The organism is Bacillus sp. BACIII (assembly GCF_057836745.1).
In genome coordinates this window covers 298065-312600 of record NZ_CM174437.1, presented here as the reverse complement: position 1 = coordinate 312600, position 14536 = coordinate 298065, and the positions used below count along the sequence as shown (strand labels likewise).

At 48.2% G+C, this 14536-nt stretch carries 12 protein-coding genes; 1 reads left to right on the top strand and 11 read right to left on the bottom strand.

Features of this window, described 5'->3' with window-relative positions; translation table 11 throughout:
- Nucleotides 1-56 precede the first annotated feature (56 nt).
- From uvrC to ACXN9U_RS01665, 8 genes are all read right to left on the bottom strand, one after another.
- Nucleotides 57-1829: an excinuclease ABC subunit UvrC gene (gene uvrC / locus ACXN9U_RS01700; protein ID WP_016938660.1), complete on the bottom strand. Its 1773-nt coding sequence runs from the start codon at nucleotides 1827-1829 to the stop codon at nucleotides 57-59.
- 147 nt (nucleotides 1830-1976) lie between these two features.
- Entirely contained in the window at nucleotides 1977-2291 is a 315-nt protein-coding gene (trxA, locus tag ACXN9U_RS01695; RefSeq protein WP_003152560.1) for a thioredoxin, read from the bottom strand.
- A gap of 152 nt (nucleotides 2292-2443) precedes the next feature.
- The gene (locus ACXN9U_RS01690; protein ID WP_060964611.1) at nucleotides 2444-3934 is read right to left on the bottom strand and encodes an alpha-N-arabinofuranosidase; all 1491 of its coding nucleotides are present in this window, start codon (nucleotides 3932-3934) and stop codon (nucleotides 2444-2446) included.
- Between the two features lie 212 nt (nucleotides 3935-4146).
- Nucleotides 4147-5124, bottom strand: a complete 978-nt coding sequence (locus ACXN9U_RS01685) for an electron transfer flavoprotein subunit alpha/FixB family protein (protein WP_060964610.1) — start codon at nucleotides 5122-5124, stop codon at nucleotides 4147-4149.
- Nucleotides 5125-5155: 31 nt separating this feature from the next.
- Nucleotides 5156-5929 (bottom strand): electron transfer flavoprotein subunit beta/FixA family protein, encoded by a 774-nt coding sequence (locus ACXN9U_RS01680; RefSeq protein WP_060964609.1) that lies wholly within the window; start codon nucleotides 5927-5929, stop codon nucleotides 5156-5158.
- A gap of 13 nt (nucleotides 5930-5942) precedes the next feature.
- Nucleotides 5943-6722 carry an enoyl-CoA hydratase gene (locus ACXN9U_RS01675; protein WP_016938656.1) on the bottom strand — a complete coding sequence of 260 codons (780 nt, stop codon included), beginning with the start codon at nucleotides 6720-6722 and terminating at the stop codon, nucleotides 5943-5945.
- 13 nt (nucleotides 6723-6735) lie between these two features.
- The gene (gene fadR / locus ACXN9U_RS01670; RefSeq protein ID WP_014470798.1) at nucleotides 6736-7320 is read right to left on the bottom strand and encodes a fatty acid metabolism transcriptional regulator FadR; all 585 of its coding nucleotides are present in this window, start codon (nucleotides 7318-7320) and stop codon (nucleotides 6736-6738) included.
- Nucleotides 7321-7408: 88 nt separating this feature from the next.
- Entirely contained in the window at nucleotides 7409-9097 is a 1689-nt protein-coding gene (locus tag ACXN9U_RS01665; RefSeq protein ID WP_060964608.1) for an AMP-binding protein, read from the bottom strand.
- Nucleotides 9098-9200: 103 nt separating this feature from the next.
- Here ACXN9U_RS01665 and ACXN9U_RS01660 point away from each other — a divergent pair, with 103 nt between their 5' ends.
- On the top strand, nucleotides 9201-9878 hold the full coding sequence (locus ACXN9U_RS01660; RefSeq protein WP_060964607.1) for a DUF2711 family protein: 678 nt from the start codon (nucleotides 9201-9203) through the stop codon (nucleotides 9876-9878).
- A gap of 138 nt (nucleotides 9879-10016) precedes the next feature.
- Here ACXN9U_RS01660 and ACXN9U_RS01655 read toward each other — a convergent pair whose 3' ends face one another.
- Genes ACXN9U_RS01655 through polX form a run of 3 tightly spaced genes read right to left on the bottom strand, consistent with a single transcriptional unit; the run spans nucleotide 10017 to nucleotide 14528 of the window.
- Nucleotides 10017-10421, bottom strand: coding sequence for a DUF350 domain-containing protein (locus tag ACXN9U_RS01655; RefSeq protein ID WP_003152541.1), 405 nt, complete (start codon nucleotides 10419-10421; stop codon nucleotides 10017-10019).
- A 16-nt stretch (nucleotides 10422-10437) separates the two neighbouring features.
- Nucleotides 10438-12795 carry an endonuclease MutS2 gene (locus ACXN9U_RS01650; protein ID WP_060964606.1) on the bottom strand — a complete coding sequence of 786 codons (2358 nt, stop codon included), beginning with the start codon at nucleotides 12793-12795 and terminating at the stop codon, nucleotides 10438-10440.
- A 20-nt stretch (nucleotides 12796-12815) separates the two neighbouring features.
- Complete coding sequence (polX, locus tag ACXN9U_RS01645; RefSeq protein WP_060964605.1) at nucleotides 12816-14528, bottom strand: DNA polymerase/3'-5' exonuclease PolX; 1713 nt, start codon at nucleotides 14526-14528, stop codon at nucleotides 12816-12818.
- Nucleotides 14529-14536 lie beyond the last annotated feature (8 nt).

Below are 14536 nucleotides of genomic sequence, written 5' to 3'. Positions count from 1 at the left end.
ACACGATCTTATGAAATTAGTTCACATTCTAGCAGACTTTTCAGAAAAGCACAATACTATTTTTTCAATTTTTCAAACAGCAGCTGAGCGGCCGCAGCCGGCACACCGGCTTTTTTGATATCGTCAAGACTTGCTTCCTTCATCTTTTTGACAGAACCGAAATGCTTTAAGAGCATTTTTTTGCGTTTTTCGCCGATCCCCGGGATATCATCCAATACGGATTGAAAGGCGCTTTTTCCCCGGATCTGTCTGTGAAAGCTGATCGCAAAACGGTGAACTTCATCCTGAATGCGCTGGAGCAGGTAAAATTCCTGGCTGTTCCGCTCCAGAAATACCGGTTCAAGCGGGTCGCCGATCAGAAGGTTGGATGTTCGGTGTTTGTCATCTTTCGCCAATCCCGCTACCGGGACATCAAGGCCGAGCTCATTCTCAAGCACGTCGCGCGCCGCGTTAATCTGCCCTTTTCCGCCGTCAATGATGATTAAATCCGGCAGCGGGAGATTTTCGCGGAGCACCCTCGAATATCTTCTTCTGACGACTTCTCTCATTGATCCGTAATCGTCAGGCCCTGTTACGGTTTTGATTTTATATTTGCGGTATTCCTTTTTATTCGGTTTTCCGTCAATAAAGACAATCATGGCCGATACAGGGTTTGTGCCTTGAATATTGGAGTTGTCAAACGCTTCAATCCGGTGCGGCGTGTAAATGTTCAATGCTTCGCCGAGCCGTTCGGCTGCTCCGATTGACCGTTCCTCATCCCGCTCGATTAATGAGAACTTTTCCCGCAGGGCGATTTTCGCGTTTTTGTGCGCAAGCAGAAGCAGTTCTTTTTTCGGGCCTTTTTTCGGCTGATGCACGGCGGTTTCCAAAAGCTCGCTGATCATGTCCCTGTCAACGCTGTCAGGCACCAGAATTTCCTTGGGCAGAAAGTGATTGTTTTTCGAATAGAACTGGCCGATGAAGGTCAGAAATTCTTCATCCGCTTCCTGGTACATCGGAAACATGCTGACATCGCGTTCGATCAGCTTTCCTTGGCGTATGAAAAAGACTTGAACGCACATCCAGCCTTTATCGTACGCATAAGCGAACACATCGCGGTCCAGAAGGTCATTCATGGTCATTTTCTGCTTTTCCATCGTCGATTCGATGTAAGCAAGCTGATCGCGGAATTCTTTAGCCCGTTCAAATTCAAGCTTTTCCGCCGCCTCTGCCATTTTCTCTTCAAGCTCTTTTTTGACCTCGTTATGTCCTCCCTTTAAAAAGCGGGTGATGTCTTCCACAAGCTCGCGGTTTGTCTCCTCAGAAATATCCTTTACACATGGAGCGAGGCATTGTCCGAGATGGTAATAGAGACAGACGCGGTCCGGAAGATTTGAGCACTTCCTGAGCGGATAAAGGCGGTCCAGCAGTTTTTTCGTTTCCCGCGCCGCCTGTACATTCGGGTACGGGCCGAAATAGCGCCCTTTGTCTTTTTTGACATTGCGGGTGACAATAAGCCGCGGATGGCGTTCATGGGTGATTTTAATAAAGGGATAGGTTTTATCATCTTTCAGCATGACATTGTATTTCGGATCGTATTTTTTAATCAGATTCATTTCCAAAATAAGCGCTTCAAGATTGGAGGAAGTCACGATATATTCAAAGTCCTCAATCTCCGTCACAAGCCTTTGGGTTTTTGCATCGTGAGAACCGGTGAAATAGGATCTCACCCTGTTTTTCAGCACTTTCGCTTTCCCCACGTAGATGACTGTTTTTTGACGGTCTTTCATTAAATAACAGCCCGGCTGATCGGGAAGGAGGGCCAGCTTTTCTTTCAGTTGTTTATTCATACGTTACCCTTCCTTACATTCATTTCTTGTGTCCATTCAGTGTATCACGAACATTTGTTTTTCTCCATTCTCAGCTTTTGGAAGATCAAAAAAGGCGATCCCTTTTAAAGGAATCGCCCTGCCGCAGCCGTAACGGAAACTTTCGGCTTACAGATGTTTGTTTACAAGCTCTTCAAGGGCTTCTTTCGGTTTGAAGCCGACAGATGTTTCAACCACTTCTCCGTCTTTTAACACAAGAAGTGTCGGGATGCTCATGACGCCGTATTTACCGGCAGTTTCTTGGTTTTCATCCACGTCGATTTTGACGATTTTCAGTTTGTCTCCCATTTCTTGATCAAGCTCTTCAAGAACGGGCGCGATCATTTTACAAGGTCCGCACCAAGGAGCCCAGAAATCAGCTAATACGACACCTTCACTTGTTTCAGCTGAGAACGATTGATCAGTTGCTTTTACGATAGCCATTTGTTATTCCTCCAATTGTCAAATGATGATTTTTAGTATAGCATCTCCCATTCGTTCATGCTAATTTAATGCTTATATTATTTTCTCCCGAACACGCCGAAAATAATCTTATTTATAGAATGTATGATAACCGGTCAGCAGGCGTTCAAAACTTAAGATGGACCCGCCGGCAGCGTGATTAATACAACCGCCATTGGAGGAAGCTCCGCCTCCAGGTTTCCGCCCTTCTGCGTAAACCCGGAAAACGGCTTCGGTTTGACGTTTTCAGGGCTGCTGAATGTATTGTGGGCATTCATTTTTTCAGCATGCAGAATCGTCGCGGAAGGCTTCCCTGTCTTTTTCATGCCCCGCAGTTCAATCTTCACGTCAGCTTTGTGCAGATGATCGATATTGCACATGCTGATATGGATGTCTCCGTTTTGCTGTTTGGAGGCGGAAATACTGACTTGCGGGAGCCTGCCGTCTTTCCATTCGTATCCGGCCGCTTTTGTTTCTGCGGCCAAAAGAGAAGCGTCCTGGTGAACCTTAAACATATCAAATACATGATATGTCGGCGTCAGCAGCATATTTTTCCCTTCTGTCAGGATCATTGCCTGAAGCACGTTGACGGTTTGCGCGATATTGGCCATCTGCACACGGTCTGCGTGCTGATGAAAAATGTGAAAATGCGTGGCGGCGACAAGTGCGTCGCGGATCGTATTTTGCTGATACAGAAAGCCAGGATTCGTGCCAGGCTCAGGGTCAAGCCACGTCCCCCATTCATCAATGATCAGACCGACTCTTTTTTCCGGATCGTATTGATCCATAATGGCGCTGTGCCTTGTAATCAATTCATTCATATGGGCCGCCTTTTTCATCGTGATGAACCATTCATCTTCCGTAAACTCCGTCGCTGATCCTTTTCCCTTCCAAAAGTCGCCCGGTATTGTGTAATAATGCAGGCTCAGCCCGTCCATGAGATCAGCGGCTTTTTTCATTAATGTTTCTGTCCAGCGGTAATCGTCGACATTCGCACCGCCGGCAATTTTATAGATTTCATTCCCGCTGTAATTGCGGACATAGGTTTGAAAGTTCCGGTAAAGATCGGCATAATACTCAGGATGCATGTTTCCGCCGCAGCCCCAGTTCTCATTTCCTATACCGAAATATTTGAGCTTCCACGGTTTTTCCCGCCCGTTTTCCTTTCTCCAGTCGGACATCGGTGTGCCCGCTTCAAACGTCATGTATTCAATCCAATCAGCCATTCCCTTAACCGTTCCGCTGCCGACGTTTCCGGCGATGTACGGTTCGCAGCCGAGCAGTTCACAAAGCATCATAAATTCGTGCGTGCCGAATTCGTTTGAATCAATCGTTCCGCCCCAATGGGTATTCAGCATGGTTTTGCGTTCTCCTACGCCGTTTGCCCAATGATATTCATCAGCAAAACAGCCGCCGGGCCATCTGAGAACGGGAATCTGGAGCTGTTTGAGGGCGGAGGCGACATCCGTCCTGATTCCGCCGGTATTCGGGATATCGGAGTCTTTTCCGACCCAGATGCCCTCATATATGCCTCTTCCTAAGTGTTCCGCGAAATGTCCGTATATGTTTTTGTTAATGGTTCCCCGTGTGATATCCGTTTGAATGACTGCCGTATTGTGAGACATACTTGATCATTCCTTTCTTAATAAGAATGAAAGCACTACAGCCAATCTATGTATCTGGGATATATGCTGAAAGGATAATTATGTAAGCGCTTTACAGAAAGCTTATTATATTGGTTCGTACATGTCAATCTATTATTTTGATAATAGATAATTTATACGAACCAATCATCACAAACCAAAACCCTCTGACAAATGAAGCCAGAGGGTTTTGGTTATGAATGAATATTGGCCTTTTTAAATTCCTGGGTCAGGAGCGGAACCACTTCGAACAAATCGCCGACAATTCCGTAGTCCGCTATTTTGAATATTTCCGCTTCCGGGTCTTTGTTGATGGCAACGATCACTTTACTGTTTGACATCCCCGCCAAGTGCTGAATCGCTCCGGAAATCCCGCAGGCAATATACAAATCAGGTGTAACGACTTTGCCCGTCTGGCCGATTTGAAGAGAATAGTCGCAATAGTCCGCGTCACACGCGCCACGCGAAGCGCCCACCGCTGCTCCCAGCACTTCGGCAAGTTCTTTTAACGGTTCAAACCCATCTTTGCTTTTTACACCGCGGCCGCCCGCAACGATGATTTTCGCTTCTGATAAATCCACGCCGTCCGCTGTTTTTTTAACTACTTCTTCAATGACCGTCCGCAAATCTGCCGGCGGGGCCGCAAGCTCTTCAATATCACCCGAGCGGCTTGCATCTCTTTCTAATGCCTGAATGTTATTCGGACGGATTGTCGCCAAGATGAAAGGATCGGTTGAAATCACCTGTTCAAAGGCTTTGCCGGAATAGATCGGTCTTGTAAAAACGATGTTGTCTCCGGTAACGCTTACATCCGTGCTGTCTGAAATCAACCCCGTTTCAAACCGGGCCGCAAGCTTCGGTGACAAATCTTTTCCCATAGAAGTATGGCCGAAAATAACCGCATCGGGCTTTTCATTTTCGATCAGATCTCCGAGAACCGCGGCGTATCCGTCCGCCGTATACTGAGAAAGCCCCGGTGCATCGGCCGTAAATACCTTGTCGGCTCCGTACTGAATGAGTTCTGATGCTGCATCAGCCGCGCCTTTTCCCAACAGCACGCCGATGACATCTCCTCCGCCGGAAATGGTTTTGCCTGCGGCTATGGCTTCAAAGGTGACGTTCCGTAAGGCGCCGTCACGAATTTCTCCGAGTACGATCACTTTTTTTCCCATTCTGACATCCCCCAGTTTCTTTAATATCGGTTTATACGACTTTGGCTTCTTTTCTCAGCAGTGAGACAAGCTCCTTCGCCTGCTCAGCGGCTTCTCCTTCGATCAGTTTGCCCGCTTCTTTTTGCGGCGGCAGAAAACGTTCGATCGTTTTGAGCTTCGGTGCAGCATCATCCTCATCAATTCCGAGGTCATCGAGCTCAAGCTCTTCCAGCGGTTTTTTCTTCGCCTTCATAATGCCCGGAAGCGACGGATAGCGCGGCTCGTTTAAGCCTTGCTGTGCCGTGATGACTAAAGGAAGTGAGGTTTTAATGACCTCGGTATCCCCTTCGTTGTCTTTCTCTGCCACAGCTTCATCACCGCTGATTGTCAGTTTTGTAATCGTGGTGACGCAAGGAATGTTCAGCAGCTCGGCAAGTCTTGGCGCCACTTGGCCGGAACCGCCGTCGATCGCGACATTTCCGCCGAGAATCAGATCATATTCCCGGTCCTTGAAATAGTGATATAAGATCGTGGAAATGGAGTATTGGTCGGGATCGCTCAGGTCATCCTCAATATTGATTAACACCGCCTGGTCGCACCCCATCGCAAGAGCAGTGCGGAGTTCTTTCTCCGCATCTTCTCCGCCGACGGTTACGGCGGTAACGGTTCCGCCATGCTCTTCTTTCAGCTGAATCGCTTCTTCAATGGCGTATTCATCATACGGATTAATGATAAACTCGGCTCCGTCCTCCTGAATCTTTCCTGCTTCAATGACGATTTTCTCTTCTGTGTCAAACGTCCGTTTCATCAGTACAAATAGATTCATATTCTTATCCCCTTTATCTTCGCCCACCGAATTGAGGCTTTCTTTTTTCGAGAAATGCCTGAATGCCTTCTTTTGCGTCTTCTGATGCAAATGCTTCCCCAAAGCGCTTTGCTTCGAGCTTTAAGCCGCCGTCATAAGAATAGACTTTGTTTGAATAAAGAAGCTCAAGCAGGGAAGCCATCGACTGCGGGCTTTTTTCCGCAAACTTGCCCGCTAGCGTTTTCGCCTTTTCCAGCAGCTCCTCTTCATTTTCGGCGCCTATTGTGACAAGCCCGAGGCTGAGCGCTTCTTCTCCGGTCACAGGTTCTGAAGTGCCGATCATCTCAAGCGCTTTCGCCGTTCCGACGTACCGGGGCAGACGCTGCGTCCCGGCAAAGCCCGGAATAATGCCGAGATTCAGCTCGGGCAGGCCGAGCTTTGCATCCAATGTGGCGATTCTGATATGGCAGGCCATGGCAAGCTCCAGACCGCCGCCGAGCGCAGCGCCGTGAATCGCCGCGATAACGGGCTTCGGAAACCCTTCAATTCTTTCCATCAGCTGCTGGCCTTTATCCGCCATGGCAGAAGATTGCTCAAGATCATCAAGCGACGTAAATTCCTTTATATCGGCGCCCGCCGAAAAAAATTTCCCCTCACCGCGAATGATGATGCTTCTGACGCTGTCATCTGTTTCACACCGGTCGAACAGACCGGATAATTCAGCTAAAACCGCGCCGGACAGCGCGTTGGCCGGCTGATGATTGATAGTGATCACCGCGACAGATTGTTCAACCGCCACTGAAAGACTGTTCATCCGTCAACCCCCTTTAGTTTTGATGAATCCCTGACACCAACAGTTCCAATACCTTGTCTGACAAATCCGGAAGATCATATTTCTGATCGTTCATCACCCATGTTGTCACTGTTTCATCTATCGTCCCGAATATCATCTGCCGGGCGAGGCGGACGTCGAGATTGTCTTTCCATTCGCCCGACTCGATTCCTTCGGTCAAAATGGTGTCCAGCATGTTTAAATAACCTTTTAAAATATCATTGATTTTCAGGCGCAGCTTGATATTCGACTGTCTGAGCTCAAGCTGGGTCACAATCGCGAGGTGGCGGTCATTGCCGAGCAGTGTGAAGTGCTGCTTAATGACGAGAGCGAGTTTTTCTTTTGCCGTCGTTTTTTCTTTCACTTCTTCTTCCATGCGTTCAATGAACTGGCCCATCTTTTCTTTAAAAAGAGAAATGAGTATATCCTCTTTGTTTTTGAAATATAAATAGATGGTGCCGTCCGCAACGCCGGCCTGCTTGGCGATTTTGGACACCTGTGATTGGTGATAGCCGTTTTCCGCTATGACTTCTACTGCTGCATCAATGATCTGCATATACTTTGGCCGTTTTTGGTTCAATGTCATCGTTCCTTCCTTCAATAAATGAATGACCATTCATTCATAACTTCATGATAAAAAGGATTCCCGGTTTTGTCAAGTTTTTCTTTTAAGGCACCTTGTTTACATGGGAAGCATCTTCCTCTTCGACCAGACGCCTTCTTAATATCTTTCCGACGGCCGTTTTCGGAAGCTCTTTTCTGAATTCGTACAGCTTCGGGACTTTGTACGGCGCAAGCCGCTCTCTGGCAAACGCATCAAGCTCATCGGCATCCGCTTCGGCACCTTTTTTCAAAACGATAAATGCTTTCACCGTCTCCCCTCTATAGGAATCAGGCACGCCCGCTACGACGATTTCCTGAACGGCTTCATGCTCATACAGCGCCTCTTCCACCTCACGAGGGTAAATGTTGTATCCCCCGGCAATGATGATGTCTTTTTTCCTGTCGGCGATGTAGAAAAATCCTTCCTCATCCATATATCCCATGTCACCGGTAAACAGCCAGCCGTCTCTGATGACCCGGGCCGTCTCCTCCTGCCTGTTCCAATAACCTTTCATAACCTGCGGGCCTTTTACGATCAGCTCGCCGTGTTCATACGGCTCCGCAAGCCCGCCTTTTTCTTCTGAATAGATTCCGGCGTCGGTATTGGGCCAGGGACAGCCGATGCTGCCGGGCTTATTTTTTCCCCAAATGAAATTTGAATGGGTCACCGGTGATGCTTCGGATAATCCGTAGCCTTCCACAAGCTTTCCGCCGGTCACTTTTTCAAATTTCTGTTTGACTTCGACCGGCAGCGCCGCTGAACCGCTCGGACAGCTTTTTATGGAGGACAAATCATATTGATTCAGTTCCGGATGATGCAAAAGCCCAATGTAAATCGTCGGAGCTCCCGGAAAAACTGTCGGCTTTTGCCTGTCGATTGTTTTCAAGGTATCCAAGGGATTGAATTTAGGAAGCAGAATCATTTCACACCCCTGCATGATGGAGAAATTCAGCACGGCGGTTAATCCGTACACATGAAAAAAAGGTACGATGCCGAGCACTTTTTCGGCTCCCTTTTTCATTTTGTACATCCAGGCGGCGCCCATTTCTGTATTGGCCTGAATGTTTTTGTGCGTGAGCATGACGCCTTTCGGATAGCCGGTTGTTCCGCCCGTGTATTGAAGCACGGCGATGTCATGCTCAGGATCAATATCAAATTCCTCCGCCTTCTCCGCTTTTTCATTTTTTAAAATGTCCGCTAAGCTGTGAATCTGTTCATGTCCGTCATAATCGATATGCACCTGTTTTTTTTGCGTGAGTGTATAAAGCATATTTTTCGGAAACGGCAAAAAGTCTTTGATACTGGTTGTAATAATGCGTTCAACGATTGACAACGTTTTCATTTTTATCACCTTCGGAAACAGCATATCGAGGGTGATGATCACGCGCGGCGAACTGTCTTGCAGCTGATACTCAAGCTCGTGTTCCGTGTAGAGAGGATTGGTCTGAACGACTATGCCCCCGGCAAACAATACGCCGTAAAATGCGATGACCGACTGCGGACAATTGGGCAGCATAATGGCGGCTCTGTCGCCTTTTTTCAGGCCTGTTTTACGTAAAAAAGCGGCTAGCTTTAATGAATCTGTGAGAACGTCTTGGAATGTGAGTTTTTTTCCGAGAAAATAAATGGCGGTATGGTTCGGGAATTGAGCTGCGGAGTTTGTCAGATTGGATGGCAGGGTTTGACCGGTAAATTCAAGCTCATGCGGAATCTCTTCGGGATATTGAGAAAGCCATGGCTTTTCAGACTGCATAAAACCTCTCCCTTCTGTTTTCCTATACGCTATTATTATAGCAGAAGGCTGATTGGAATTGGAAAGCGTTTCATGTTATTTTCGGGTTCAGGAGGTGTTGAGTTTGCTGGAAACGATGCATTTTGAAGAGGGAGTTCCTATCCTGCGCCAGCTGCCGAAGCCGTTTACTTCAGCCGCCTTTTTGCTTCATCCCTTTGTCCGAATGCCGGATGGGTGGGAAAAGCAAAAGCGCAAGCGGCCTTTTGAGCATATTTATCCGAGTGATGAAGAAATCCTTGCGATGGGCAGACCCGTTTCCTGGAAAACCGCCATGACCGTCTGCGGACTGCGCTCTGAAAAAGAGACCGCGCTTGCGCTGATGACCGCTGTCATGGCACTTCGGGATGAATGTGCACAGCCTGAATCCGCCGAGCTGTTAAAACGGCTTCATCATCCCGATCTGTACTTGCCGAGCGATGATGTCACTTCGCCATTTTTAATACCGGGACTCTTGGACGTGTTTCGTTCAAAAGGCATTGAGCGCTGCACTTTTTATGAGCCGATCGAAGCGGAAGGCCTATTTTCGCTCAAGCAAACGTCGCCTTCGGATGTATGCGGACTGCTGCAGGCTGACATGATGATTGCCGATGTAAAGCGGCGCGCCGCTTTTATGAGTATGTACGATTCTTTCACAACACTCTTTCTCATGGAAGACCAAAACATGCTGTCTGTTATCCGCGCCATGAATTGGGAAGCCGTCATTTGCTCTGATACGATGTGCATCAATTGGTATTCTCAATAAAAAAGGCTGCCGATCTCAATTCGGCAGCCTTTTTTCCGTATTAAGATGTCATGACCAGATAAATAAGTCCGATGAACAGAAAAATTCCCGCTGCCGACAGCAGCACTTTCGCAAGCTTCTCCATTTTTCCCCGTCCCCTTAAATCCCGGCGGCCACCACAAATGACAGGCCGACTGAGATGACAAATGAAATAAAGCCGACAGCTCTGTTATCTTTTTCGATTTCTTTATCAATTTTAAACCGGGGCGTCAGAAATTCAAAGATAAAATAGCTGATTAAAAGCATAATAAATCCGTATACGCCCCAGCCGATCATTTGCAAAAGCGAATTATGCTGGGCGATGCTGTGCTGAAAGACATTCGCGATACCGAGAATTTTCCCTCCGGTCGCCATCGCCACCGCAAGATTGCCTTTTTGAATTTCCACCCAGTTTTTATAGGATGTCACCAATTCAAACACGGTCAGAAAAATGACGAGACACAAGACGGCCACACTGTAATAAGCCGCGATTTCAACAAGCTCATTTTCCCAAAAAGCATTCATGACGTTTTCTCCCTTTTTATTTTAGTTCGACAATCGTTACGCCTGATCCTCCTTCTCCCGCTTCCCCGAACCGCGAGCTTTTCACGCTGCGGTGGTTTTTCAGAAGATCCTGCACCCCTTTGCGGAGGGCACCCGTGCCTTTTCCGTGAATGATGGACACTCTCGGATAGCCGGCAAGCACCGCGTCATCTAAATATTTTTCGACGCGGCTGAGGGCGTTTTCGTAACGCTCCCCCCTGAGGTCAAGTTCAAGGGATACGTGATAATCCTTCCCTTTTACGGCGGTGATTGCTTTTTCTTTTTTCGGTTCAGGAGCCGATTTGAGAAACTCGAGATCTTTTTCCTTCACCTTCATTTTGAGGATGCCGATTTGGACGTTCCATTCTTTCTCGCCGGTTTTTTCAAGCAGCGCCCCTTTTTGTCCGAATGTGAGCACCTTTACTTCGTCGCCCGGCTTCAGCTCGCGTTTTTTCTCTGTTTTTCTTTCCGGCTGCTTTGATTTTTCAAAAGCCGGCATCGCGTCTCCGAGACGTTTTTTGGCATCAATCAGCTCGTGTTCCTTAAAGGATCTGTGTTCTTGCTTGATGGACCGGAGCTCGCGGATGATCTGTTCGGCTTCATTTGCGGCGGCTTCCAGTTTTTCCGCCGCTTTTTGTTCGGCTTCTTCCATCATTTTATCTTTTTGGGCGTTCAGCTCAATGATTTGCTGCTGAAGCTCTTTGTGCAGTTTTTCTGCTTCTTTTCTGATTGATTCGGTTTCAGAAAGCTCTTCATCCGCTCTTTTTTTGCTTTTTTCAAGCGATGCGATCATCAGATCGACTTCGTTGTGTTCGGCGGTCATTTCTGACTTCGCCTGGCCGATAATATGCTCCGGCAGGCCGAGGCGTCTTGAAATTTCAAATGCGTTGCTTCGGCCCGGTACTCCGATCAGGAGCCTATAGGTAGGCGAAAGCGTTTCAATGTCAAATTCAACGCTGGCATTCATGACGCCTTGCCGGTTATATCCGTATGCTTTCAGTTCCGGATAATGGGTTGTCGCAAGCACTCTGGCGTTTGTCCGGTGGACTTCGTCAAGAATGCTCATGGCAAGCGCCGCCCCTTCCTGCGGGTCTGTTCCGGCACCGAGTTCATCAAACAGCACAAGACTGTTTTCAGACACTTCTTTTAAAATACTGACGATATTGACCATGTGGGATGAAAATGTACTCAGACTTTGTTCGATCGACTGTTCATCTCCGATATCGGCAAACACATTGTCAAATACGGCGGCTTCCGATCCCTCATCAGCCGGTATGTGCAATCCTGCCTGCGCCATTATCGTCAGCAGCCCGAGTGTTTTTAACGTAACGGTTTTACCGCCCGTATTCGGGCCCGTGATGACGATCGTTGAATAATCTCCGCCCAGTTCAATATCGTTGGCGACGACTTGATCTTGGGGCAGCAGCGGATGGCGCGCTTTTTTGAGACGGATAAAGCCGTCTCCGTTCATGAATGGTTTTGTCGCCTTCATCGCTTTTGCGTATCTCGCTTTGGCGAAAATGAAATCCAATGTCTGCAGCACTTCTACATTTTTAGCGATTTCATGTGTGTGTTCAGCCGTATGCTCCGTCAGCATCCGGAGAATCCGTTCGATTTCCTGTTTTTCTTTTACCTTCGCCTGCTGAAGCGAGTTGTTCATATCTACGATCGCCTGAGGTTCAATAAAAAGCGTCGCACCGGATGAAGATGTATCATGCACGATTCCGCCGTAGCTTGATCTGTATTCCTGTTTGACCGGAATGACAAAGCGGTCATTCCGGATCGTAACGATGGTGTCAGACAGCATTTTTGAAGCGGAAGATGAACGCAGCATCGATTCAAGCCGGTCTCTCACTCTTGATTCAAGCGTCCTGAGCTGCGTCCGGATTCCTCTTAGGGCGGGAGATGCATGATCAAGCACTTCGCCGTGATCATCAATGCAGGAGTTAATCTCCCTTTCCAAATCGCCCAATGTAATCAGTTCTTCTGCATGGGCCTGTATCAGCGGAATGCTGACGCCGTCTTCTGTCATTTGGCTGATAAAGTGCTTCATTTGTTTAACGGCATACAGCAGCCCGGACAATTCGGTAAATTCCGCCGGAGTCAGCACACTGCCGATTTCCGCCCGCCGCAAAGCCGATCTTATATCGGTCAGCCCGCCGAACGGAGCATGGCCTCTTAAGCGCATGACCGCGGATGCTTCTTCGACTTCATCCAGCTGTTTTTGGATGTCGGCGAGATCCGTCAAAGGCTTCAGCTGCAGAAGCTTTTCCCGGCCGAGCGATGAGGCGGCATGAGCGGTAATCTGTTCTTTTACTTTATGAAATTCAAGTGATGATAACACTTTTTGCTGCACGGTTTTATGGTCCTCCTTACTTAATCATTGCGTGTCAGAAATGCTTTGACCTCATGTAACGGCCGGGCGTTTAACACATGCTTTGTTTCAGTCCAGCCTTTGCGCGCAGCGGTCACGCCCGTTTTCATGTCATCGAGCATCTCTATATTATGGGCATCCGTATTAATGACCAAAGTCACGCCTTTTTCGTTTGCTTTGATCAGATGCTCAGTCCGTAAATCGAGGCGCGCGGGGTTTGCATTCAGCTCAAGCGCCGTATTTGTTTTGGCTGCGAGCTCAATCAGCATGTCGATGTCGACTTCATAGCCGGCCCGTCTGCCGATCAGGCGGCCCGTCGGGTGGGCGATAATGTCCACGTGCTTATTCGTCAGCGCCTGTTCCAGCCGTTTCATAATGACATGCTCCGGCTGGCTGAAGCTTGAATGAATGGATGCGATGACAAGATCCATTTCAGACAGCACACTGTCATCATAATCAAGCGAACCGTCGGGGAGAATGTCCATTTCTACGCCTTTAAAAATATGAAAGTTTTCAAACTCAGCGTTTAACGCATCAATTTCTTCCGCTTGTTTTCTGAGCCGTTCGGCCGTTAACCCGTTGGCTACCTTTAAATATTGGGAATGGTCGGTGATCGCCATGTACTGATAGCCTTTTGCCATACACGCTTCTGCCATTTCCCTGATGGAAAAAGCGCCGTCACTCCAGGCTGAGTGCATGTGGAGATCGCCTTTTATCGCTTTTTGCTCCACAAGGTCTGTTTCTTCCAGGTACGTGTCGACCTCCTGCCCGCTTTCTCTGAGCTCCGGAGGAATAAACGGCAGACCGAAGTGGGCGTAAAAGGCTTCTTCACTCGGAAAAGTTTTGACTTCTCCCGTTTCTATGGTTTCTACCCCGTATTCGCTGATCCGTTCGCCGCGCTCTTTCGCCAGCTGGCGCATCTTAATGTTGTGATCTTTAGAGCCGGTAAAATGATGCAGTGTGGTCGCAAACTGCTCCTCTGTCACAAGCCGGAAATCCACACTCGTCTCATATTCAAAGGTCAGGATAACTGATACCTTTGTATCCCCGCTCGCTATCACGTCTTTTACGTTCGGCAGGGACAGAAGCTGATCTCTGACAGCCTTCGGATGATCTGTAGCAATAATGTAATCGAGATCTTTTACAGTCTCCCGCGCTCTTCTGAGACTGCCGGCCCGGGAATATTTCTGAATATCCGTCAGCCGGGCCAAATGTTCTTCAATGACTGAAGCAATGCTGAGCGCATAGCCTATTGGAAAACGTTCCGGCTGTTTTCCTGCTTCTCCGAGAGCCTGAAGGATTTTCTCCTCCGTTTTTTTTCCGAAACCGGCGAGCCCTTGCACCTTTTGCTGCTCGCATGCTTCTTTCAGCGATTCCGCATCATGAACGCCAAGCTCCTGATACAGCTTGGCGATTTTTTTGCCGCCGAGGCCCGGAAGCTTCAAAAGAGGAACCAAGCCTTCCGGGACTTCTTTCTGCAATTGGAGAAGCGTGCTGGACACACCTTCCTGCATATATTCACGAATGACGCCGTAGGTGCCTTTTCCGATTCCGGATAAAGACATCATGTCGTCGATTTCCGACAGGCTGCGGTCATCCTGCTCAAGCGCCGCTGCCGCTTTTCGGAAGGCTGATATTTTAAACGGGTTGTCCCCTTTCAGTTCCATATAGACCGCAATCGTTTCAAGCAGCCTGATGATATCTTTTTTATGCATACTGTTAA